Annotated in this window: 17 protein-coding genes; 7 read left to right on the top strand and 10 right to left on the bottom strand. The window is 38.3% G+C overall.

Annotation, left to right across the window (positions count from 1 at the left end; all coding sequences use genetic code 11):
- The first annotated feature begins 860 nt into the window (after positions 1–860).
- Both RCC89_12035 and RCC89_12030 read left to right on the top strand, forming a co-directional pair.
- Entirely contained in the window at positions 861–7,721 is a 6,861-nt protein-coding gene (locus RCC89_12035) for a gliding motility-associated C-terminal domain-containing protein (protein ID WMJ73885.1), read from the top strand.
- A gap of 11 nt (positions 7,722–7,732) precedes the next feature.
- The gene (locus RCC89_12030; protein ID WMJ73884.1) at positions 7,733–8,692 is read left to right on the top strand and encodes a type IX secretion system membrane protein PorP/SprF; all 960 of its coding nucleotides are present in this window, start codon (positions 7,733–7,735) and stop codon (positions 8,690–8,692) included.
- 114 nt (positions 8,693–8,806) lie between these two features.
- Here the strand turns inward: RCC89_12030 and RCC89_12025 are convergent, their stop codons facing one another.
- On the bottom strand, positions 8,807–9,313 hold the full coding sequence (locus RCC89_12025; protein ID WMJ73883.1) for a sigma-70 family RNA polymerase sigma factor: 507 nt from the start codon (positions 9,311–9,313) through the stop codon (positions 8,807–8,809).
- Between the two features lie 301 nt (positions 9,314–9,614).
- Between RCC89_12025 and RCC89_12020 the strand changes: the two genes are divergently transcribed.
- Positions 9,615–9,755, top strand: coding sequence for a hypothetical protein (locus RCC89_12020; protein WMJ73882.1), 141 nt, complete (start codon positions 9,615–9,617; stop codon positions 9,753–9,755).
- Positions 9,756–9,812: 57 nt separating this feature from the next.
- On the opposite strand, the gene RCC89_12015 is transcribed toward RCC89_12020, so the two are convergent.
- The 3 genes from RCC89_12015 to RCC89_12005 all read right to left on the bottom strand — a co-directional run bounded on the left by RCC89_12015 (position 9,813) and on the right by RCC89_12005 (position 14,144).
- Positions 9,813–11,261 (bottom strand): exonuclease domain-containing protein, encoded by a 1,449-nt coding sequence (locus tag RCC89_12015; GenBank protein ID WMJ73881.1) that lies wholly within the window; start codon positions 11,259–11,261, stop codon positions 9,813–9,815.
- Between the two features lie 102 nt (positions 11,262–11,363).
- Positions 11,364–13,733 (bottom strand): PAS domain-containing protein, encoded by a 2,370-nt coding sequence (locus RCC89_12010; GenBank protein ID WMJ73880.1) that lies wholly within the window; start codon positions 13,731–13,733, stop codon positions 11,364–11,366.
- Positions 13,734–13,949: 216 nt separating this feature from the next.
- Positions 13,950–14,144, bottom strand: a complete 195-nt coding sequence (locus RCC89_12005; GenBank protein WMJ73879.1) for a cold shock domain-containing protein — start codon at positions 14,142–14,144, stop codon at positions 13,950–13,952.
- 250 nt (positions 14,145–14,394) lie between these two features.
- On the opposite strand from RCC89_12005, the gene RCC89_12000 reads away from it, so the two are divergent.
- On the top strand, positions 14,395–14,991 hold the full coding sequence (locus RCC89_12000; GenBank protein WMJ73878.1) for a hypothetical protein: 597 nt from the start codon (positions 14,395–14,397) through the stop codon (positions 14,989–14,991).
- 61 nt (positions 14,992–15,052) lie between these two features.
- On the opposite strand, the gene RCC89_11995 is transcribed toward RCC89_12000, so the two are convergent.
- From RCC89_11995 to RCC89_11980, 4 genes are all read right to left on the bottom strand, one after another.
- Positions 15,053–16,060: a glycoside hydrolase family 5 protein gene (locus tag RCC89_11995; GenBank protein ID WMJ73877.1), complete on the bottom strand. Its 1,008-nt coding sequence runs from the start codon at positions 16,058–16,060 to the stop codon at positions 15,053–15,055.
- An 85-nt stretch (positions 16,061–16,145) separates the two neighbouring features.
- Complete coding sequence (locus RCC89_11990) at positions 16,146–17,975, bottom strand: PAS domain-containing sensor histidine kinase (GenBank protein ID WMJ73876.1); 1,830 nt, start codon at positions 17,973–17,975, stop codon at positions 16,146–16,148.
- Between the two features lie 191 nt (positions 17,976–18,166).
- Positions 18,167–19,282, bottom strand: coding sequence for a peptidoglycan bridge formation glycyltransferase FemA/FemB family protein (locus RCC89_11985; protein ID WMJ73875.1), 1,116 nt, complete (start codon positions 19,280–19,282; stop codon positions 18,167–18,169).
- A 280-nt stretch (positions 19,283–19,562) separates the two neighbouring features.
- Positions 19,563–20,249 (bottom strand): hypothetical protein, encoded by a 687-nt coding sequence (locus RCC89_11980; protein WMJ73874.1) that lies wholly within the window; start codon positions 20,247–20,249, stop codon positions 19,563–19,565.
- A 307-nt stretch (positions 20,250–20,556) separates the two neighbouring features.
- Between RCC89_11980 and RCC89_11975 the strand changes: the two genes are divergently transcribed.
- Complete coding sequence (locus tag RCC89_11975) at positions 20,557–21,792, top strand: DEAD/DEAH box helicase (GenBank protein ID WMJ73873.1); 1,236 nt, start codon at positions 20,557–20,559, stop codon at positions 21,790–21,792.
- A 158-nt stretch (positions 21,793–21,950) separates the two neighbouring features.
- The gene (locus RCC89_11970) at positions 21,951–22,556 is read left to right on the top strand and encodes a hypothetical protein (GenBank protein WMJ73872.1); all 606 of its coding nucleotides are present in this window, start codon (positions 21,951–21,953) and stop codon (positions 22,554–22,556) included.
- A gap of 61 nt (positions 22,557–22,617) precedes the next feature.
- On the opposite strand, the gene RCC89_11965 is transcribed toward RCC89_11970, so the two are convergent.
- Positions 22,618–22,812, bottom strand: coding sequence for a YwbE family protein (locus tag RCC89_11965; protein WMJ73871.1), 195 nt, complete (start codon positions 22,810–22,812; stop codon positions 22,618–22,620).
- 20 nt (positions 22,813–22,832) lie between these two features.
- The gene (locus RCC89_11960; protein WMJ73870.1) at positions 22,833–24,605 is read right to left on the bottom strand and encodes an ABC transporter ATP-binding protein; all 1,773 of its coding nucleotides are present in this window, start codon (positions 24,603–24,605) and stop codon (positions 22,833–22,835) included.
- Positions 24,606–24,880: 275 nt separating this feature from the next.
- Between RCC89_11960 and RCC89_11955 the strand changes: the two genes are divergently transcribed.
- Positions 24,881–25,372 (top strand): DUF2243 domain-containing protein, encoded by a 492-nt coding sequence (locus tag RCC89_11955; protein WMJ73869.1) that lies wholly within the window; start codon positions 24,881–24,883, stop codon positions 25,370–25,372.
- Positions 25,373–25,379 lie beyond the last annotated feature (7 nt).

Genomic DNA, 25,379 nt, shown 5'->3' with positions numbered 1-25,379 from the left:
GTCTTTTTTTTATATCCCCCCTAACCCAAACCTGCTTGAAAATTCACAGCTATACGTAGCCACAAAGAATGCCTGGTGGCTACGTATAGCTAACATAAAAGCATATTGAATAACCTCGAATGTGTGGCCGTAAAGTAGATTGTACACTTATGGTTAGCCGAAAACTAACCAGTATGGCTTGAACCTTAAACATACATTAGGACTTTCTTTTACCCCTCATAACGAAATCTAATACATAATCCAGGTTGATTATGTGCTTGAACTTAAAAACATCTACGGAAAAATCCTTAAATCATCTATAGAGGTTAAGTTCAAAGAATGGATAAATAAAACCTACGCCATTTAAACCATGAAACTTCTAACAGGTAGCCAATACTGTAGACAATAACCCAAAGAATCATACATAACGTTTTTGCAACAAGTCATTCATTGCCATTGCAGAATAATATAAAAACCTTTCTTAACAATTATGCTCTAAATGATTAAACAACTAACTGTCAGTAGCTTTTCAATCATTTTCTAAATAATAAAAAAACAAAACGAACCTAAAACCAAAAAAAGTTCTCAAAATATTTGATTTTTTTTATATAAATAGTATAAATAAAAATATTTATTATTATATTTAAAAACTTGGAGATAAAGTACACTATAATAAACAAAAGGAAAAATATAAGAAAAACACAAAACCAACTATGTATTTCACTATATTTCTAAGTTATAAATAAATAGTATCAATAAAATAAAAAAAAACTATCAACAGAGGTTACTTTTTAGTCGCTAATGATATATAGCGCTGGATCTGTTAAAAAATGTGTCAGATCTTGATTTAGTTCTTTTACTTATTCTTTTATTATTGAGCAATGAAACCGAAAGAGCGGAACAATATCTCCGCTGCCCTAAAAAAAAGTTGGCTGCTGCTAGTGCTGCTGTCTGCTAGTATAACATCTGGTTATACTCAAAACTTGCATATTTCAGGAGGAAATACTGTTTCCACTATTATGTGTACAAATGGTTTTATGTATACTTGGGGAGATAACACCGGTGAACGGTTAGGGCATGATGGCCCTCAACCCTATACAACTAGTCCTCGACAAGTTTTATTCCCTACCAATGATCCGTATTTTAATTCATTGGGTCGAGGGATAGAGGTAAGAAATGTGGACGCTGGGTCAGGGGCGCACTTCATTGCTTCAGATTGTTATGGCGGTGTGTGGTCATGGGGGATAAACCCTTATGGGCAAATTGGAATTGGCGAAAACGAAGGTGTGGTAAGTCGCCCAACCAGAGTTTTAAGAGGAGAACATCCCGGTGGAGGTGATATCCATCCGTCCTTAGCTGATTATTTAGTAGATATTACCTTTATAGCTGGTGGTAATGAGGCCAGTTATGTTGTAACAAAAGAGGGCGAGGTTCTTGCATGGGGAAGAAATAACCTGGGGCAGCTTGGCATCGGAGAATATACTGATTTTGAAACCACACCAAGATATGTGTTAACAGGACCGGGACAACGTCTTACCAATGTTGTTGAAGTTGGAGCCGGAGACTATACCGCCTATGCGCGAACAGCAGATGGCCGTATTTTTTCATGGGGTGCCGGAACATCACCTTTAGGTGGATCTGGAATGTTAGGCCGTAATGCCGCAGGCACCGCCAACAACGGGAATGAAGTTGCCAATGACAACTTTGCCAGACCTGTTTTAATGCGAAATGGACAACCATTAAGAAATATTGTTTCGCTAAATGCTGGGGACGTCATGTGTCTTGCTCTAGACGCTGACGGCTTTGTTTGGGCTTGGGGCAATGCAGGCTGGGGAGGAAATACAGGGCAAGGTGCAACCGCTACACATTCTGACCCAAGAAGGGTACTTGCGGGTGAATGGGGAACCGCCCCGGGCTCTGCAGGACTAGGAGAAACATTTTTAAGAGCAAGATCTATATCAGGTGGACAAGGCTTTGGAACCGCTGTTACTATAGATGGAATTCCTGTTGCTTGGGGGAACAACGGAGCATGTGGCGTTAATGCAGCCGGAGGCAGCTTAGGAAATGGAGGCACTACTGCATCATCTGTTCCAGTAATAATTAGAACTGGTGCAAACAACTATCATTCTAATGTTATTCAAATTTCGGCAGCAGATACTTGGGGTTATTATATAACTGAAGACAACCAGATATTCACGTGGGGTAATAATGGTCGTGGACAACTTGGGTTAGGGAATACCACCTGCCGCAACTATGCCACACAATTTAGTTTACCTGCATGTACTTTCCCTGCTCCTAACCCAGAAGCCAGTATTAGCCCAAGCTCTTTTTCTGTATGTTCTGCAAAATGGGACGGAACAATTTTAAACTCCAACTTTATAGTAGGCAGTGCGCTAGCAAGTGACTATGCAATAAGATGGTATAAAGACGGAGACTTGGTCAGATCTGGGCACGCTGGAAATGCAGCCACCTATTTAGCTGAACTAGTAGGAGAATATAGCATAGAGATAGAGTATATCGGAGACGACATACCTTGTACTCCTTATGAAATAGCCCGTGACACTATTCTTATTTCAGAATGGCCTCAAGAATTTTCTGTTCCAGATGACCTTACTTTTTGTGGGGACTCTATTACTGCAAATGTAGCTACAGGACAAGGACTCTATGAGTGGTTTACTGAAGAGACCGGAGGTGTATCTCTCGGAACAAGTGTCCGTACAGGAAACGTAAGGTTCCCTAAAACTTCAGTTACAGAGGTAAACGAACAGGAATACACTGTTTATGTAGAAGAGATTGGTTTTGGAAGCGGAAATGTAGGTTCTGTTACACCTCCTGGTTGTACCCCTACTGATCAATCCGATCCTAAACAGACCAATTCAATGATTACTGTCTTTGATGGTAATGTAACCATCGATACAGTTTCTGTTTATCATTACGGTAACGGTGGAGCTACAGGAAACAGGGATTGGCAGGTTTGTATTTATGGATCAAGATTGCACAATCAAAGGCCAATCGCTGACAGGGACAATGTTATAGCTTGTGGCCCCGTGGTTTCTTTTCCTAATCATAACATTAACAACGACAGAATTGAATTAAGGATACCTGTAGAGGTTACCCTTGAAGGCGCTTCTACAGGAACTGATTACTGGATAGGGTTCTCTAGCAACACTACTGGAGAAAGAACAACTTATTTTGAATGCAACCCGAACTACCCTGTTTTAGACGATCTTCCAAATGGAGAATTTGTTAGTATGGTTAATGCTGATAAACATGGCAATGGAAACCAAAACCCTCAATGGGGGCAATTTGCTAACATCCAGTTTACTGCTGAACAAAGGTTTTGTACGAGAGTTCCAGTTACAATTACGGAAGAGTGTCCTTGCACCCCTCCTAACGAAATCACTTTTGCCTCCACCGATACTTCTATTTGCGTTGGGGAGGACCTTATAATCAGTGCCACTATAGACACTACTGACCTAACCCCTCTTAAAGGGTATCACTTTACGTGGTTCCATAATGGAGTTGCCTTAGGTACAGCGTCAACTACATACGTCAACCTCGAATTATCATCCATTACTACAGACCAAGCAGGAACATATACCCTTAGAGTTGAAGATGGCAATGAAGGAACGATAAGCTGTTTCCTTGAGGAATCTATTGATGTCATAGTCCATGAAGAGGTTGTTCCAGGAGCTATAGAAAGCGAGCAGACAATCTGTACAGGTACGTCTCCTTTGGAATTAATTACTGCAACGGCCGCTTCAGGAGGAGATGGCTCTGGAGATTTTACATGGCAATGGCAAGTTTCCACAACTGGAGTTGCAGATGAAGATTTTTCAGACATATCCGGGGAAGAAAGTGAAAGCTTAACTGCTGGCTCTTTAACCCAGGACACTTACTTTAGAAGGGTTGCTTACTCTGGTGAATGCCCAGGAAGACCAACAGACCCTATACTAATAACTGTAGTTGAACCAGTAGATCCTGGAACTATAGGGGAAGACATAGAAATTTGTGAAAACACTGTACCTCCTATTATGGAAACAGTCACTCCTGCCACAGGTGGCCTTGGAGAGGACACCTATATCTATCAGTGGGAACAATCTATTGATGGAGGCAATACTTGGACTGAAATAGCTGGTGCTATTGATGCTGACTTTGAGCCGACAAACCCTATCAGTGTGGAAACCCATTATAGAAGAAAAGTTTCATCGGGTCCATGTGATGCAGAGTATACCAATACCGTAATTGTCTCTATAAGACCAGAGTTAATACCAGGTACTATTCAAGAAGACCAGCAAACCTGTTATAACATTGCCCCATCCCCTATTACCAATGTGACCCTTGCCACTGGTGGCACAGGAACTTACGACTACAGTTGGGAATCATCGACAGATGGTGGGGTTACATGGAACCCAGAATCAGGTACAGGAGAAGATCTTACTCTAGGTGGTTTAATAACTTCAACCATGTACAGGCGGGTGGTAACTTCTGGCACCGAAACAGAGTGTAACACAGCTTATACAACACCAATTACTATTACTGTTTATAATGAACCTACTCCTGGAAGTATTGGCGACGACCAAATTATATGCTCAGGTGACACACCTGCATTGATAAGCAACATAGAAGATCCAAGTGGAGGTGATGCAACCTATACTTACCGATGGTTCGCATCTACAACAGGCGCCACAGGTACTTACTCCACAGTTGGCGGGGTAAATCCTGATTTTCAAGCAGGAAGCCTTACTCAAACAACTTGGTTTGTAAGAGAAGTAACATCAGGGAATTGCCCATCTGTTAATTCACTACCTGTCCAGGTTGAAGTTGTTGATCCTTTAACGGCAGGAACTATTGGTACCGATGCTCAAATTTGCGGCGGCACCTCTCCAGGAACTTTGACTGAAGTTTTATCTCCAACAGGAGGAAATGGCACTTATACCTATATTTGGGAGGCATCAGTTAATAATGGCCCATGGGAGGAAGTTGCGAGTGGTACAGACCCAGAGTTTACCCCTGGTAATATCATGGAAGAAACACGTTTTAGGAGACTTGTTACCTCTGGTCCTTGTGGCCCTGAAGTATCTAACATTGTTACTATTTCAGTACTTCCAGGGCTTAACCCGGGAATAATTGCTTCGGATCAAAACATTTGCTACAACTCCACCCCTACCACTATTACCAACACAGAAGCTGCTTCTGGTGGTGAGGGAGCTGGAACGTACAATTACCAGTGGCAAATGGCATTAGCAAGTGACCCAAGCAACTGGTCGGATATTATAGGTGAAACAGGTACTACTTATGCTCCAGGCGCACTTACTACTACAACTCTTTACAGAAGAGTAGTAGTGTCTGGAACCGGTATTTGCAATACATCTATGACTGATCCTGTGACCATACACGTCTATGAAGATCTTGAACCAGGAACAATAGGAGCTGATCAGAATATTTGTGAAGGTGATATTCCTGATGAACTCATAGAGCTCTCTCCTGCAACAGGAGGTACAGAACAATATACTTATCAGTGGGAAAGCACAGTGGACAATGGTAGCAATTGGACATTAATAGCTGGAGCAACATCTGCCTCTTACCTTTCCCCTGCACTAACTCAAACTACAGCATTCCGAAGAAATGTAACTTCAGGTGCATGCGGTACTGTTACAAGCCAAGAAATTGTGATTAATGTAACGCCTAATGTAGCAGTAGATGTAACCATTGGTGATCCAGGAGATATTTGTGCAAACGAACCTGTTGTGTTCGAAGCTACCCCAGTTAATGAAGGTACAAATCCTACTTATACTTGGCATGTTGATGGTATTCCTGTTTCTGGTGCAAACGGCCCGATCTTCACAACTTCTACTTTACAGGATCAACAGAGAGTAACAGTAGTGTTAAACTCTTCTATTGGATGTACCACTAACAACCCTGCGACTTCCAACGAAGTAGTGATGCAAGTAAAAGACGCTGTAGTTCCTTCGGTGAGCATTAATACTCCTTCAGAGATTTGTGCCGGAACGAATGTTATCTTTAATGCAATTCCATCAGGTGGAGGAGACAATCCAACTTTCGAATGGTTTGTTAATGGCTCACCTCAAGGAATCTCTGGTGCTTCTTACTCAAATGACCAACTGAATGACGGAGATGAAATTCATGTAATCATGACTTCCAACTCTCTATGTCTCGCAGACCCTAATGCACCGGATGCTCAATCAAATACACATACTATGAATGTGGTTGATAATGTTCCAGTAAGTGTCACCATCAATGAACCAGACAAAATATGTGCAGGAGCAACTGTTACCTATAATGCTGTAGCTGTAAATCAAGGACTAACTCCTACATATCAGTGGTATGTGAATGGACAGCCAAGAGGAATGAACAGCCCTACATTTACACCGACTAATTTACCTGTTGGTCAAAACAATGTGAGTGTAATGGTAACATCTTCTCTAAACTGTGTATTAGATAACCCTGCGTCTTCTAATGTCCATACATTGACAGTTGACCCTGTATTACCTGTTTCAGTTTCAATTCAAGGTCCTCAGGTAACACTTTGTGAAGAAGATAATGCAGTCTTTACCGCAAACCCTGTAAACCCAGGCACCAACCCGCAATATGTTTGGAGCGTAGCAGGGGTCATACAAGCAGAAACAAGCAATCAGTTTGTATCCAATACCATAAGACCAGGGCAACGTGTTACCGTAGAACTAACCTCTTCAGAAGAATGTCAGACAGGGCCTGCTACTGCAAACTTTACCCCGGACATATTTGAAATCCCGGTTGTTTCTATAGCGCCTTCTCCGGTTAACATATGCCAAGGCAGTACACAACCTTTAAGGCCAAGATCAGATACTGATCTTCCTAATGGAAGTTCAGTAGAATGGTTCCGTGACTCTGTTAGCCTAGGCGTGCACCAATGGTACCCTGCAAACAGTGCAGGTTCATATCATATAGAAGTTACTTTCCCGTATGGGTGTAGCACTACGTCAGACCCTACAGAGGTAAAAGTTATAGATGTACAAGAACCAGTTATTAATGAAGCTGACACAACAATTTGCGAAGACGAGTACATGAAATTTACTGTTGACAATACCATAGGACAACTCCAGTGGTACAGGAACGGCATATTGATGCCAGGAGAAACTGATGCAACATTAAATGTAAACCAGCCAGGATCTTATACTGTAGTAGAAAGTATTCTACATTGCACAGCCCTTTCTAACGAAGCTAACTTGCAAGTGGTATCAATTCCTAATGCCAATGCAGGTATGGATCAAACAGTGCTAGAAGGATCACCAGTGCAACTTTTTGCCACAGGAGGCGAAACATATGAATGGTTCCCTACCGTAGGCTTAAGCGATGCCAATGTGCAAAATCCAATTTTCATGGCTGAAGATAACATTACCTATACGGTCACAGTCTCAAACGGAAGGTGTTCTGCTGAAGATGAGGTAAATATTATAGTACAAAAGCCAATCGTTGTAAGAAACTCATTTACACCAAATGGAGACAACATAAATGATACTTGGTTTATAGAAAACCTTGACAGATTCCCTTCTGCACGAATAGAAATTTACAACAGATGGGGTACGCTGGTATGGTTAAGTGATGGCCCTGCAGAGTGGAACGGTACCAACTTTAGGAATGGTGAAATTTTGCCGGTAGCCACTTATTACTATGTGATCATTCTTAACTCTGAAATTTTTGACAAACCTTACACTGGCCATGTAACTATTGTAAGATAGTATTTACTTCAATGAAAAAATTATTAGTACTCTTTTGTCTGCAATTAATAGTTATTGCAGCTTACGGTCAGCAAAGGCCCCAGTATTCACAGTACATGGTAAATCCGTTCTTGCTCAATCCTGCTGTAGCAGGAACGGAAGACTATGCTGACTTTCGTGCAGGATATAGAAACCAATGGGTTGGCTTTCCTGGTGCACCCAAAACACTATATCTAAGTGGGCATGCACCTATTGGGAAAAAACTCGTTGAGAACAACCGCTCAAGAATTAAGAAAAATGGCTTCCATGGTGTAGGAGGTATAATAACCAATGACGTTACTGGCCCTAGCAGAAGAATGACTATTACTGGTACGTATGCCTATCATTTAAAGATTGCTCCCAAGACTTATATTTCTATGGGACTTTCCGGTGGTATTCAGCAGTATGTTTTAGATGAGTCTCAACTTACTACGGTTATAGACAACGACCCTTTGATTCATGGGATATCCAATACATCATTGGCAGATGTAAGCACAGGTTTTTGGCTGTATTCTCCTGACTTCTATGTAGGAGGATCTATTAATCAAATATTCAACCCGGTAATATTTAGCCATCATACCAACGAAATGGAAAACCATGGCAGGCTCAACCACCACTACTTTATAACTTCCGGCGTAAGGATTCCTATAGATCATGACTGGTCATTGATCCCCTCTGTAGTATTAAAAGGGGTAAGTCCAGCTCCGTTATCTTTTGATATAAACTGTAAAGTAAGATATCAAAATGTGGCTTGGGGTGGTGTTTCTTATAGACGTACCGATGCAGTCGCTGCAATGGTGGGCTTTATTCTTAATGACCGGTTCGATGTTAGTTATTCTTATGATTTCATAACATCAAACATCAGGAGATATACAGGCGGAAGCCATGAAATTGTGATTGGCTATAGAATGCCTATCGTGCCTGGTTTGGTTTGCCCTTCCAAATACTGGTAGACCAGATTAGTGGATTAGAAACCCTATTAAAGATACCGAAAGATCAAATATCTTTAATAGGGTTTTATATTTATAAAATACCCATCCGATTATCTATTACCTGCCAAGCAAAAATTATTTATAATCCTGCAAGTCAGCCATTAGCATTTTTCTAGCTACGTGAATCCTATTCTTTACCGTACCCAGTGGAATACTTAGCTCCTCTGCAATTTCCTCATATTTGAAACCTGAAAAATGCATCATAAAAGGACGCTTTAGGTTTTCATCAAGCTTTTGCAGAGCACTGTTTATATCGTCCAACACCAAATTACCAGCCCCTTTATTACTGTCCGTATTTCCTTTGCTGGTAAAAGTGTAAGAGTCTTCTACAGGATCAACATAAACACTTCTTCTAGTTTTGTTGTATTTACTTATAAAGGTGTTTTTCATAATAATGTATAACCAAGCTTTGATGTTTGATCCTTGTTGGAACTTACTTTTATTTCTCAAAGCTTTAAGTACTGTGTCCTGAATAAGGTCATTAGCATCTTCTTCATTTCTGGTATACTTTAATGCCGGAGACTTTAAAGATTCAGAAGCAGTGTAAACTAGGTCGTTAAATTCTGATGGGATCATACTCATTACGTTTTTCGTTTGCGTTTATACAAATGTAATAAATCATCCATTTAAACAATAAAAAACGAAACATATTTCTATAAATACCGTAGTACGCACTATAATTAACATATATAAACATGTAATAAAGACTTTCAACAAGACAAACAAAACTAAAATTTTACTAATCACAAGTATTATATTACAAGACTGGCTTACGTACTATTTATACTTCTAAAAGCAATTTATCAAAAGAGCTATCTGAAATCAAAGACAAGTATAACATAGCTAAGGGTTACAGGTTATCTATAAAAAAACAGGTGTAAATATGGGCATTGAGTTATTTATATTCCTTTTGATTGTAGTAATACTGGCAATATTTGTCTTATACAATGTATTAAAACAAAAAGACGATAAAAAAAGAGGTAAAAAGCCTAAACCACCAGAAGAACCCGATAGGTTGGAATAATTAGGTTAGTTTTATCAGCTTCCCCCTCTGCTTAAGCTGAAAATACTAGTGCTATAGTTAAAAAAGTGTCAGGTTAAAAGTAGAAGTATGAGACTGTGCAGTCTGGCGGTTTGACTCCACTGAATCGTTTGTAGCAAAATAATAAACAGAGCTTGCGTTTCCACTTCTCAAATAGCTTTCTAAGATTTTCTGAATATCTTGGTTATCCCAATGCCCATTTACTACAGCTTTTAACTTTAGCAAGTCATTATTAAAATCATCGATAGGCAAATATCCAAAACCCAAATACTTTCCGCATTCAACAAGCACTATAGACAGTTCATCGTCACTCCTACCCTCTCCTTTTATGACATAAGTCTTAGCGCTTCCAATAAAGCTATCTATTGCTATCGAAACTTTAGCATTATACCGTTCAGGGCTTTCAGATTTCCCGCATGCCCCTTTACAAACACCTGCCCCATAATCAGTACAATGCCCTTGGGTATTTTGCAACCCTGTAAGGCGAGGACATAATTCAAAATCTTGGGTTGTTCTTGACAAAAAATCTCTTGCTTCTAAGATATACCGGAAGTAAAGCAGAGGCTTTTGGTGCTTCTTAACATTGCCAATCGTCAACCGCAAGTATCCTTCTTGGTCTTCATAGCTATAAATACCATAGTTTTGTTTGACCCGCTTCTGAACACGGTTATAGAATGGCCAGTGCTTTTTTATTTCGTAAGATTCTAACAAAAGCGCGATCAGTTCATTTCCGCATAAAGTGTATCTAACACCATGAATCTCTCTAATAAAATGCTGGCTTTGCTGACTCTTATTTTTAGCAGAAAAATGACTAATAACCCGCTTTTTAATATTCAAAGCTTTTCCTACATATATAACTTTCCCTTTTTGATTGAGAAAGTAATAAACCCCAGGCGCTTCTGGAAGGGCATCAAATTGCTCACGTGGTAAATGTCCGGGCAAAAGTGATTCACGAGAGTTTCTCTTCAGAGACTTTTCAATAAACCCTTCTGAATCGTTTTTTAAAAGAAGGGAGAAAAGGTGAACAGTTGCTTCTGCATCTCCGTATGCTCTGTGACGATTTTTTACAACTATCCCTAAGCTGTTGCATAAATTACCTAGGCTATAAGAAGGTAAACCGGGAAAAATTTTCCTACTAAGCCTTACTGAGCATAGTTTTGGCCGATCAAAAGTCTTGCCTATAGATTCAAATTCCTTCTTTAAAAAAGTATAATCAAAATTTACATTATGGGCGATAAAAACACTACCCTTGGTAATTGCATCTATTTCATCTGCAACATCTTCAAAAGAGGGAGCATCCCTTACCATTTCATTCGTAATACCTGTGAGAGAGGTAATAAAACCAGGGATACGAAGGTTCGGATTTAAAAGGGTATGATACTCGTCAATTATTCCATCTTTATTAAATCGAAAAATCGCAATTTCTATAATCCTATTTCCCGAGGCAACACCTCCGGTTGTTTCAATATCTACAATAGACCAGATCATTTTTTCACTTCGAAGCGGCAAGACCAAAGGTGACAACTAAACCTATAACGCTATAAACGGTCTATTAATATACCATAAGGAAAACACTAGGGAAAGTCAACCTTATACAAGAGGAAAGTATATTTTAAACTCAGAGCCTTTGTCTACCTCGCTTTCAACTATGATCTCCCCACCAACATTGTCTATCATCCTCTTAACAATAAAGAGGCCCACACCAGAGCCCTCTACATGATCATGCAAGCGCTTAAACATACTAAAAATCTTTCTTTTGTGCTTTTCATCCATCCCTAAACCATTATCTTTAACTTTTAACAGCACAAAGTCGCCATTTCTTTCGGTGCCAATTTCCACCAAAGGCTTCCTCTTAGGTGATGAATATTTCAGAGCATTTGTCACCAAATTATAAATAATACTTCGAAGGTTCTTTTTAGAGAACTTTATGTTTGGCACCTTAAAGTTGGTTCTTATTTCTGCCTTACTATTGACAGTCATCACTTTAATATCTTCTAACACCTCGTCTAGCATATGCTGAACAGACACCTCTTGAGGGGGATCGTCATACCCTTTATGGACATGCGAAATATCAGTTAGGTCTTTTAATGTTTCCTTAAAACGCTCTATAGACTCAAACATCATTTGATAAACAGGGTTCAACTCGTCTGACACCTCTGTCTCTGACAATACAGTTGAGAGTAAACCTTCTAAATTAGAAATAGGAGCCTTCAAGTCATGGGAGGCAGTATAAATAAAGTTGTCCAAATCAGAGTTGATCCTAGTAAGCTTTTCGTTCGTATGCACAAGTTCTTCAAAGCTTTTCTGACGTTCTTGGTTAGCTATTTGCAGTTCAACATTTCTGGCTTCTAGATCTTCAGTCAATCTTTTCAACTTTTCTTCAGCCACCTTTCTATCAGTAATATCCATTACAATACCAGCCATTCGGACTGGTATTTCATTTTGGTAGAAGGCCTTACCTTTGGCCGTAATCCACCTCACTTCATTATCAGCCCTGAGTATACGTGCCTCAAATTCCAAACTGCCAACTTCAGCAGCTATTTGAAACTTTTCTGCAACTTGTGCTTTATCTTCAGGCAAAATATGGGACATGAAAATTTCATACCCCCAACTTGGCAACAACTCTTTATATCCAAAAATCTGATCATGCTGCAAAGACCGCTCCGAAGTATCGTTTATCAAATCCAAATGCCAAGTACCCATATTTCCAGCTTCTAATGCAATCCGTAAGCTCTCTTCCCCTCTCTCCACCAATTTCCGACCCTTTATTTCACTTGTAATCTCATACCCAAAAGACAACACCCCATCAACTTCCCCTTCAGAATTATACAAGGCTTTATATATAGCATTAAAATACCTGGTTTCTAACTCACCATCTTCTTTATAAAAATCAATAGCAACTTCTTTACATGAATAAGTCTTACCTGTTTCATATACATTTTTTAAAATATCAGAAACTTCCTGTCCCGTAAGTTCAGGAACAGCTTCAAGCAAGGATTTCCCTACCAATGATTTACCTGGAAAAAGTTTTTGATACTCAGGGTTAACAAGCTCAATAACAAAATTTGGCCCACGCATAACAGCGATACCTGCCGGTATTTCCATATAAAGATCATGCAAAACTTGAGCTTGCTTCTTTGCTTCCTCACGTGCAGCAAGTTCAGCAGACAAAAGCTTCTCCTTTTCAAGCGCAGTTTTTTGATCGGTTATGTCCAAAATTATCCCAGACATGCTTATTGCATCTCCAACCAAATTATAATGAGCCTTACCTTTAACTTTAATCCAATGAACACTCTGATCCGGCCAACGTACCCGTAACTCATAGTCTGCATTGCCAGTTTTAAGACTCTCTTCATAATATTTCATAGCGAGCTCGCGATCTTCAGGCAAAACATGTTCAACAAACATATCCACGTTCCAGGATGCCAAAGGACTGTCGTAGCCAAAGGCCATATCATGTTCAAGCGAACGAATTACAGTATCGTTTACAAAGTCCATATACCAAGTACCCACTTTGCCAGATTCCAAAGCAGATTGAAGAAGGTCTTGATCCCGCTCTAGCTGTTGCTTCGACAAAACAAGTTCCGTTACTTCAGTAGCAGATTGAGTAATACCACAAACTTGTCCATCTTTATCATAAAAAGGAGTATATAGTATATTGAAATAAGCTGTTTCTAACTTACCATTCCTTTTCAGAACTGCTGGAAGTTCGTTTCCAGAAAATGCTTTCCCTGTATTATATACGTCTGCCAAAATACCTTCAAAGCCTTGTCCCCTGACCTCAGACAAAGCATCAAAAAGAGGTTTACCTAAAATCTCTGCTTCACTTCTATCCCACACGGCACACATAGCACTATTAGCAAGCCTTATAACATGGTTTTCTCCTAAATATACACCAATGGCTACAGGGGTATTCCTATAAATATGCTCAAGCCACTGTTTGTCATCCAAATCTACCATTTACCAAAAAACGCGTGATTATTTCTTAAAAATAAAGAGGTATGCAATAACCTTCCAAAAGCAATATCATAAAAGCTTAGAAAAAACAAAAACCTATTTATATCAAAAAAGTTATCTCAACGCCATAGAAACAACAATAGCTATAAAATAAAAAAACCACCTTAATGCAGGTGGTTTTAACAAAGAAAGTCTTTTTTATATAAATATATTAACTTCTTAGTCGATTAGCTCAACGTTTACTGCGTTAAGACCTTTTTTACCTCTTTCAACTTCGAATTGAACTTTGTCGTTCTCACGAATTTGATCGATTAAGCCTGAAGCGTGTACAAAAATGTCGTCTCCTGACTCTGATGGTTTAATAAATCCAAATCCTTTTGATTCATTAAAAAACTTTACTGTTCCTGTTTGCATTAGTATTAAATTGTAATAAATAAATAAGCATTTTTTGGTACAAGAAGTTCATTTACTTCTTATATTTTTTTTAAGAAATCTTGTTACTACAGGAACCGGTTGTTAATTATACAATTATTGGCAGGTATCTGAGGACACTATTACTTAAAAAGTATACTCAAATATATTCCGCATTTTTCAAAAAACCTACTATCCTGAAAAATTTATTTTTAATTTTATAAAAATTAATCAAAGCACCAATACATCAACTATGCGAATATCAGGAATAACATATAAACACAACAAAATAGAGGACCAAAATACCTTTAATGCGCTTCCAGAGCAACTACAGATCTTTCTAGAACAAATAAATGGGGTTGTTGCATATAAAGGGGGGCTACATATCAGAGGTTGCTGCCATTCACCTTCCTGGCATTCACTAGATGAAGCATGGACAGGAAAAAACGCCTTCTGGAAGCATTACCCTGAAATTTTGGATACAGATATTCCGTTTGGGCAAGACTGTATGGGCGATCAATTTCTGCTCAGAAATGATAATGTCATAAAGCTTTTTAGCGAAACAGGAGAGCTGGAAGAATTGAGGGTAGACTTTAAGAACTTCCTTCAAAAATCAGAAGAGGATCCTTTAAACTTTTTGGGAATGCACCCCCTTTTAAACTATGAAATGGAAAAAGGCTCCTTAGAGCCATGGCAGTTACTTAAAGCTTCTCCCCCATTTTGCTTTCAAAAACCAGGTGTAAAGCTAGAAGCTGTTTCAGCAGAAGAGCAAATTGCTTATTTATCAAAACTTTATAAAGAGATAAAAAAATCTAACGGTGACGACCAAATTGACTTTCTGGTAAGCTAAAAAAACAAAACTTCCCTGATATAAACCTACAGGAGGCTACTATTATCAGGGAAGTTTATTTTTACTTTTTCTTTATTGACTTAAAAATAGGTGTATTCTTCTTTATCAGCTCATTTCTGACAAATGTACCTGACTCTGTAAGTTCACTTTCTTTCCATCCACCTTTACCACTTGCCCCAGGCTTAAGGGCTGCCGAAGTTTCCTCTTTGTCTGCAATTGACCAATTACACCAGCTAATTTTCCTTTCGTCCAGAAAATCATACCATTCCTGCGCACGTTTGTAATCAATCCGTCCATCGCCGGAAGCGGTCGTAATGCCGTACTCGGACACAAAAACCGCAATACCTTTATCCAGGGCTTTTTTTGTTTCATTGATCAACCACTTTCCATGTGTGGCAGCGTAATAGTGGACTGTATATACAATATTTTCACCATCTATTGGATCGGCAGCAGCTTCGCTTACCATTTGCGACCATTGGCGAGTTCCGACTATTATTAGGTTGTTACTATCGTACTTTCTGATCGTGCTGATAACAGCTTCTGCGTAAGGTTTAATATCGTTGGACCATGAGGCGTCTTGCAAAGGCTCATTATATATTTCGTAAATAACATTGGGGTACTTATGGTATCTTTCTGCCATTTCTGCAAAAAATTTCTTCGCAGACTCATGGTCTGTATGCGCTTCATGGGAATGGTAGTCTATAATAACATAAATTCCTAGATCAATGGCAGCATCTACCACATCTATAACCTTTTGTTTTTCTTCTTCAGGGTTGTCAAGGTAACCTCCTTTTTCTACCCCCATAGCAGCGCGTACCACGGTAGACCTCCAGTCGTCCCTTAACCATTTAACGGCATCTCTATTATAGAATTGAGGCATCCATTGACTCCAAAAAAGAGACATTCCCCTTAGTTGAACCGTATCTCCATGTTCACCTATAATATAATTGCCATCTACAGAGAGCTGCCCATACTTCTCTACTATAGTTCTTTGGGCACACAGAGGTGAAGCGCTGCCAAACAACACAAGCAGTATCATTACAGCCAATAGTCTTACATTTTTACACATTACAATAAAAATATTGTTAATAAGAGTTTTTTTAGGAAGACTAGCTAAAAACATGCCATTTTCATTATTTTAAAACAGCTATAAATTAAATAGGAACGGTAAACTTAAATACAGCCCCTTTATTTGGCGCTGAATCTACCTGAATAGCCCCGCCATGCTCCTCAACTATATCTTTTACAATGGCTAATCCTAGCCCGGTACTGTCTAAAGCTTCGTTTTCATGTCCTACTTGAAACATCCCAAATATACGGTCTTTGTCTTCAGGTTTAATTCCAATGCCATTATCTTCTACGAAAATTTGATAATTGGAGCCATGTTTCTCGCAATAAACTTTAATAATACCATGCTCTTTGTTATTAAACTTAATAGCATTGCTTAGCAAATTTTGAAAAACCTGAAAAAGAGATATTTTATGGTATTTTACCTTGGGAAGGTTAGGTTGTATTTTAACAGTAATGTGTTCAGGAACTTGTAAACCAACTAAAACATCTTGAATTAACATGTTCAAATTAACAGGTTCCTTTACCTTATTAGTATTACGAGCCGACTCGAGAATCTGAGATATCATAGACCCCATATGCCCCAAACGTTCTCCAACCATATCCATCATCAATAAACTGTCCTTACTCAATTTATCCTCAGATTCCTTCCGGATAAATCTTAAAAGTGGTATTATTGAATTCAATGGAGACTTAAGGTCGTGAGAAACAGTATAGGCAAACTTGTCCAGTTCTTCATTAATCTTTCTCAACTCATTGTTCACCGCAGTCAAGTCTTTGGTTCGTTCAGTTATTTTCTCTTCAAGCTCAGTGTTAATTTCTTTCAACTTTAGTTTTGTGAGGTATAGATCCGTGACATTGTATATAGTCCCTATAACTTTTGCAGCTTCATTTTTTGAGTTTTTGTAAGTTTTGCATTGTGCCATCAAATAAACCTCTCTACCAGAAGGCAGAATGGCCCTATACACTAAATCATCAACTTGTTCACCTTGGAAAATAAGAGAGATATTATGCTTTACAATTTTAAGATCTTCAGGATGAACCAGCCTTAAAAAGTCTTCCATATTCATAGAAGAACCTTGCTGACCTAGAATTTTAAAAAACTGTGGCGTACCTGTTAATTTATCTGAAACGACATCCCATTCAAAACTACCTACTTGAGCTATTTTTTGGGATTCCAGAAGTAGGTTTTCAAGCCTTACCCGCTCGGTGATGTCTTGAGTAAAGCCCATTACCTTTACCACATTACCATTTTGGTCTTTTACAAACTTAGTCCTTCCAAAAGCAAAGCCTTCTGGGCGTTTTTTATGAATAAAGCGAAATTTATATTCAAAATCACTCTTAGCTGACTTAAAAAGCTTCGAAATATACTCTTGATCCTCTGGATGAACTACTTCCAAAGCCGACTCTGGTGTCAAAGTAAACTTGTTAGGATCTATGCCATAAATATCATAGAGCTGCTTGGTCCACGTCATTTTTCCTTCAACAATATCCCACTCAAATATTCCAAGCTTTGCTAGCTCCTGAACTTCTTCTAAAATTCCTTGTGTTTCAGAAATGCCACAAGCAACTTTTTCAACGACTTTAGTGAAAGTGGCAATTATTAAGTCATCTATAATTTGGACATGCGCATCGAACACCTTGTTTTGGCCACTCAAAGATACATTTCCAATATAAATCATCCCTTGATCTATAAGTTCAGGAAAAGAATTAATCAAACGACCGTTAAAGGTGCTTGCAACATTAGAAAGCAACTCATTTTCCGTGAAATCCACACCCAGAAACTCAGAAATTTTTGAGTTATAAAACTTAATATAAAAATCACTTATAGCAACTGAACCGGATTCAGCGACAGGCTCCAAAACTAAAACTCCATCCAGAGATTTCTCTACTATTTTTTCAAACAGATCCTTCATACAATCTGGTTATATAAAGAGCTTCTTTTCTTAAAGGTTCAACATTTATAAAGAAAAATCTGGCGGATTTAAAAATGCAACTTAGTTGAAATGTTCTTTTATAAAAAATCTTCTTTAAATATATTATTACAGGGATAATAACTCGTAAATACTAGCATTTACGGTCTTATAAATCTACAGTCGGAGTATAATCAACCGTGATGAAATCCTTCTAAAGCTAATTCAGAAGCCTTATAATCTATATACATTGACTCATCTAAAGGGTAATCCCAGCACCCTTCTCTGTGATGTAAATTCCCCCCAAAACCTGACTTAAATTTGTAAAGTCCATACATAGGATGAGACGGATCAGGACGATGAGCTACCCCAAACATATCATACTCTACACAACCCAATGATTTTGCTGTTTTGATAGCTTGCCATTGCAGTGCATAAGCGCCCATGTATTGTCTGTACTTATTAGAAGATGCGCCATAAAGATAAGTCGCTCGGCCTCCTGAGATTATTAAAAACATAGCTGCCAAGGGATTACCTTCTACTTCTGCTATTAAAAACTTAATACAGGTATCGCCGGGACACTCCTCCTTGGCCTGCAGCAAAGTCTTGAAAAAATCCCTATCTGATGAAATAATCTTATTCCGTTCTGCTGTCTGACAATGAAGGTCATACCAAATAGGAAGCCCTTCTTCGCCTGCTTCATAAACATGAGCTCCTTTTTTATAAGCCAATCTGATATTGTAACGAGTTTTGGGTTTCATTTGCTGCAAGAGCTTTTCTTCAGACAAGCTCAAATTGATCAGAAAAGTACTTGAAGGAAGTACATCGGTAGGTGCTTTTCTTAAATTCCACTGATTAGTCCCAAAGTTCATCCTAAACTCTCTCACTCTAGGTTCTGGAGGGCCAAGCCACATACCATTTTCGTCACAAAAATCCTCCTCTTGTGCATAGGGAGAACCCCAAGGAAGATCATATCTAATCAATATAGTTTCATCAGGCAAATGCTCCCGAAGGTTTTCAGAAAGTTCTTCAAGAACATTTCCTTGCTGACCTTCCGCTGGTATATTTTTTGGCCCATATGGTATATAAGCGATTTCAGAACTCTCCCCTATTTTTTGAGATACTATTAGCAAATCGTCTTCCACCTTTTTGCGACCAACCTCTCCTTCCTCTTCTAATATGATCTTAACATCATATGCATTGGCATCCCAACCTTGCTTTTGTTTCACGTGTCCCCAGTAGCTCGTTTGCTGAAGTATGTGACTTGAGGTAATATCATTAATCGGTTTTGGATCGACATTTACAAGCATTACAAATTGTGGCTTTTTTGATAAGGAAGAATTTTAAATTTACTAAATTTATAAATGAATGTAAAGGCACCCCTTTAGCTTTAGAATATTTAAATCAGAAGTATGTAATAGAGCTTTCCATTACGTATCAAATAACAAATCAGGTTTAAAACTTGTGGCACCATATTATCTTTTCAGCTCTGAACCAAACACTCCAACCCCTTATACCACTCCCTCACAACAAGTTTTAATAACCTAACACCTAGGTTGCTCACAATGTTTTTCCTAATACAATAACTTCCTATATTTCCTGTATATGGATCGTTATATCGTGTGGCGCAGTTTCCGTCCCTCCAAAGTATGGGAAAAGATAGTAGCTTCTTCCATTGCCACTGCACCCCCTGTCCATTGTTGTTGATTGGTTATTGACAGAAAAAATATATTGTCCTCTGTCTTTTTTAATTGAATACTGATACTCTTTTCCTAAATCCACAGAGGTTATATACTCCATGTTACGCTGGCCATTGCTATAACAGTATGCAAATATCTGTAATTCTTCCTGATACCATCGCCACCCAAAACGGGCACTATTGGTATGGTGAAAGTTTCCGCAGTCTGAGAAACCATAAAGTTTATTAATATCGCTTTGGTTAGAAGACGCCAGATCATAAATGGCAGATTCGTCAAAAACAGCATTAAAGTTCATCTCATTGCCTGTAAAAAACCTAACAACAGAAACTGAACTATGGCTACCTTTCCCTATTAAAAACCTCTGAAAATTGCTTAAATCAGGCATATCTAAGCTATCGGCCTCCTCCTCTTCGTTTGGGTATTCAAAATCTACGCTATCTTTAGGATACTCTTCCTCTAATGGATCATCCATTTGCATTTCTTCGCCTGAATCATCATTTGACTCTGAAGGATCTATTTTTTCTTTATTACAAGAAACAACAAAAAAAATCAAAACTAGGAAAGGGAATATTTTCATGATTTAAAGATATTTTTCCCTAAACCATTATAGGATACAAAAAATTCCCGAAAGATATAAATCAAGGAGTTATATAAAAAAGGCAAGGTTACGGCCTTGCCTTCATGAAACGTAAATCAGCGATTCTCCCCCTCTTCCAACATCTTTAAAGAAACCGATATCTCACATATCTCCCCTTCAACCTTTATCTAAGTTTCTTTATAAAAATAACCAGTGCCAGATAATAATGTTTACAGACAATCTTAATTCACGCAATGTCATTGCTGCTATCTTTACATTTATTACTTTTGTATAATTCAATAAGCGTATGAAGTTTGAAAGCTATAATATAGCACAAGAAATAAACCAAAATTTAGCCAAGGAAGGTTTTAAAAGGCCTACGGATATACAGTTTAAATCTATACCGCCTATACTTCGGGGTGAGGATGTATTGGCCATAGCGCAAACAGGAACCGGAAAAACAGCAGCTTTTGCTATACCCGTACTTTCAAAGCTATACTATAAAAAAAATAGAAAAGGGTTAAGTTGTCTGGTAATGGTTCCTACCCATGAACTGGCAACCCAGATAGCACAGGTTTTTGAAACCCTTGGGAAAGGCACAACAGTTAAGGTGGCATGTGTACACGGCGGGGTGGACCAACAACCTCAAATTGAAAAGCTAAAAAAAGCTGATGTTTTGGTAGCAACCCCAGGAAGGATGTTTGATTTAATGCATCAAAATCATATCAACTTAAGCCAAATAGATACACTTATTCTCGATGAAGCAGACCAAATGCTTGCCTTAGGTTTTTATAAAGACATTAAAGATGTTCTAAAGCATATACCAAGAAAACACCAAACTTTGTTTTTTTCTGCTACCATTGATGAAAACATAAAAAAGTTAGCGTACTCGTTGGTGCATAATCCCATCCGAATCCAAATTTCACCCAAAGACCCAGTGTCCAAGAATGTGGATCATTCTGTTATGGAGGTTATAATGGATGACAAACGTTTCTTTTTAGAGCGTATTCATAATGAAAATGATGGCAAAAAAATACTTGTTTTTGTAAGAACCAAGGTTCGTGCTGAAAGAGTAGCAAAGGCCATGGAAAGAGTAAATATTAAGTCTGAAGTATTGCACGGAGACAAAAATCAGACTGAAAGAGTACATGCGCTGGAACAGTTTAAAACGGGTGCATCTAAAATGCTTATTACGACTGATGTAAGTGCAAGAGGCATAGACATTCCTGGCGTTGAACTTGTTATAAACTATGACATTCCAGAACAGCCAGAAAGTTATGTACACCGGGTGGGAAGAACAGGCAGAGGTACACAAAAAGGGTTTGCCATTTCTTTTTGCAGTCCTGAAGAAAAAGAACTTTTTAATAATATTGAGAAATATATAGGCAAAAATGTAAAAGTAATCAATGTCGACAACAAAGAATATGCGGCTACAATAGACTTTTCAGAGGATAATCAAAAAGATATCAACTCCTTACTCTCAGAAATAGAATTTCTTGAAAACAAAAAACGAAAAGCTTATAAAGGAAAAAAGAAAAAATAACCCTTAATAGGGTTTTTCATACTAGTTACAAATATTGTGTTAACTGTAGCGTTATCTTTTAAGCAAAATATTTGGAAAGGGAGCAAAATCGATTTTATTTTCGTTTTGCTAACTATAATAAACAAGCAAAATCTAACTACTTTTATATTAAATTAATAATGTTGAGAATTCCTTTAGTATTAACTGCCGCGTTTTTAATTACTTTTTTTTCTTGTAAAGATAAAACTAGAGACCCAGAGCCGGATCCCAATGGAGCGGTAGATAGTAGTTTTAAAGAGAAAGCGGTTGGGAAATGGGCATTAGAGAAAACAGTTAGACACTCTACAAGTGGCGAAATAAGGGAGACTTTTGCTGGAGAATATCATGACGAGGAAAAAGATGTTACCTTATCATGCAATGATAGCCCTTACAACTTTACCTATACAGACAGAAGTGGAGTTAACTTCGATACCCTAACATTATATTCTACAGGTGCCGTAAATTGGCATATATCAACCACTTCTACAAGCTACTCCTTTTCTAATGACGAGAATACCGGGTGCACGCATGAAGTGATTACAAACGACAATACTTCTGTTATGTCTGGATTCTGGACTACCAATACGCAAAACGAACTAATTCTTACCGGTAGCTTCAACAACAGCTCTTCCTCAAGAACTAGCACGATGAAAATAGAACAAGTCAATGACAGTGAAATGATACTCTCCGCTGTAAGAACCAGTGGGGTTAAAGTGTATAGTCACTATAGCGCCCAACCATTTTAGCAAACCCTTAAAAAACGGGCATTAATGCCCGTTTTTTTATTTCATATAAAGCTATAATTCCTCAATCTAAGATTTCCTGAACCCTTCCAATCTCCCCTGATTCTAGTCTAACTTTAATACCCCGTGAGTGATAAGGAGATTTGGTTAGTAGATCTTTTACCACACCTTCAGTAAGCTTCCCGCTACGTTGATCTTTCTTTAAAATTATATTTACTTTAGTTCCAGGGCTAATATTTTCCCTATTTTTTCCGTCCATGTTAATCTAATTAATATATTTCAAATTCGACTTTGATAGGTAAACAACTCATAGTACCTACCTTTTTTTTCCAACAACTCTTCATGTACACCTTTTTCAAACACCCTTCCATTTTCAATAACCAAAATCAGATCAGCCTGACGTATGGTACTTAATCGATGGGCGATTACAAAGGTAGTCCGCCCTTTCATTAGCTTCATGAGGCTTTTCTGAATAAACGACTCGCTCTCTGCATCCAAGCTAGAAGTTGCTTCATCTAAAATCAACACTTTAGGATTTGCGAGTAAAGCACGGGCTATAGCTATCCTTTGTTTCTGGCCTCCAGAAAGCTTCACTCCTCTTTCTCCAATCAGCGTATCTAAACCATGTTCAAAGCCATTAGCAAACTCCGTCACATATGCAGCATCCACCGCTTCCATTAACTGTTGTTCACTAGCACCTGGGCTTGCAAATAAAATATTATCTTTAATAGAACCTTCAAAAAGAAAGTCATCCTGTAACACAACCCCCAGCTGACTTCGGTAACTGGTCAAGGTCACCTTTGAAAGGTCATTTCCGTCGGCATAAATCATACCTTTTTGGGGAGATAAATAAGAAGCCACTAAACCTGCAATAGTAGATTTGCCAGACCCTGAACTTCCTACCAAAGCTGTGATACTACCAGGCTTTGCATCAAAGCTAATATTATTAAGTACATATTTCCCATTTCCTTCATTATAGGAAAAAGACACATTGTCAAAAACAATGTTTCCTTCAAGCTTTGGAAGCTCAATATTTCTCCTAGGGTCTTCATTCTCCCTTTCCTGTTTTAAAAGATCTTCCATCCTATCAAGACCCGCAAACGCTTCTGTAAGTTGACTACCTGTCATGCCCATTTGAACTATAGGTGCCACCATAAAGCCTAAGTATAGGGTAAAAGCAAAGAAATCGCCTACTGTCATTTGACCATCCATTATTTTATTTCCCCCTACACCCATAATTAAAATGCTGGCCATGCCAAGAAGCAATGTAGACAAACTGGTTACGAGGCTCGAGGTCGTTAACGTTTTCTTTATATTATTGAAAAGCTTTGTAACACCTATGCTAAAAACATTTATTTCAAAATTTTCAGCACTAAAACCTTTGATGACCCTTATGCCATTCAACGACTCGGTAAGTCTCCCGGTAACTTCTGCTTTAATTTTACTCCTTTCCCTAAAAATAGGCCTTAAATAGTTGAAAGCTTTAAGGGAAATAAAACCAAAAACCAACATTGGAAGCACGGCAAACAAAGTCATTGAAGCATTAATCCTTAACAATATCAGAAAAGCTACCACGGACGTAAGAAGTCCGCCTACAAGTTGGACCAGCCCCGTACCAACCAAATTCCTAACGCCTTCTACATCATCCATGACACGAGAAACCAGTGAGCCAGACCTGTTATTATCAAAAAAATTTACCGGCATGTGCAAAACTTGTTTCTGAACTTTGAGCCTCAATTGAGCTATAAGATTTTGCGCTTCAACACTTAACACACGTGTCAAAAAATAGGAACTGAGGGATTGTATGGCAATAGCTCCGCCAACAACCCCAAGCAAAGCATATAATTGGTGAACCTCTTGCGCAGGTAAAATATCGTCGATTAGGATTTTTGTAGACCCTGGAAGCACTAAGCCTGACAAACGGTTGATAATTATCAGAACGAGTCCTAGCAAAAGGAGATATCTCCTAGGCCAGATGATATTTTTAAAAGCATACTTAACCGCAGACAGTGAAGCTCTCTTCTTATCAGGGTAGTCTCTATACCTCTTCATTTCCCAAATCTACGATATTAAAACACATTTTTTTAAACATTATGCACTCCACTATGTATTTTTTGTTCTAACACTATTCACAAATGAGACTAAAAACCTTACTTTTTGTACTAAGTCTGCTGCCTTGTCAGCGCATTATGGCATGTACAACCTGTAATTTGCCTTTACAAGACGCTATTTTTAACCACAACTTTTGGGAGTTAACTTTCACACTTATACTTCCTTTCATCTTTGCAGGACTACTTATCACAACCATTTATTTTAGGCTAAAGTAAATGAGCAAAAACAATCATAATAAAAGATCTGGCCCATTGGTGGCGGCAACCTTGCTTTTAGGTATGGGCTTGGGAGGTTTTATTGATGGTATTGTTTTCCATCAGATCCTTCAATGGCACCAAATGATTTCGAACATTGTAACACCAGATACTTTACTTAACAAATCGGTCAACATGTTTTGGGATGGAGTATTTCATGCTTTTACATGGACATTCACTTTTACAGGCTTACTTATACTATGGTCAATAACATCAAAACCTAATGTAGTAAAGTCAGATAAAATATTTGCCGGTGGCTTACTAGCCGGCTGGGGCTTATTCAACCTGATCGATAGCGCCAACCATTTCATTTTTAAGATTCATAATATTAGAGAAGAAACAGCAAACCCTTTCCTTTACAACATATTATTTTTGGCTTTTGCAATAATATTGTTGATTGTAGGTGGACTGCTAATTGTGAACGAAAGGAAAAAAACAACACATATCGCCTAGAGGTAAA

This window comes from Cytophagaceae bacterium ABcell3 (genome assembly GCA_030913385.1).
Taxonomy (GTDB): domain Bacteria; phylum Bacteroidota; class Bacteroidia; order Cytophagales; family Cytophagaceae; genus ABcell3.
Note: the sequence above shows the minus strand (reverse complement) of the source record. Positions and strands in the feature narration are given on the sequence as shown.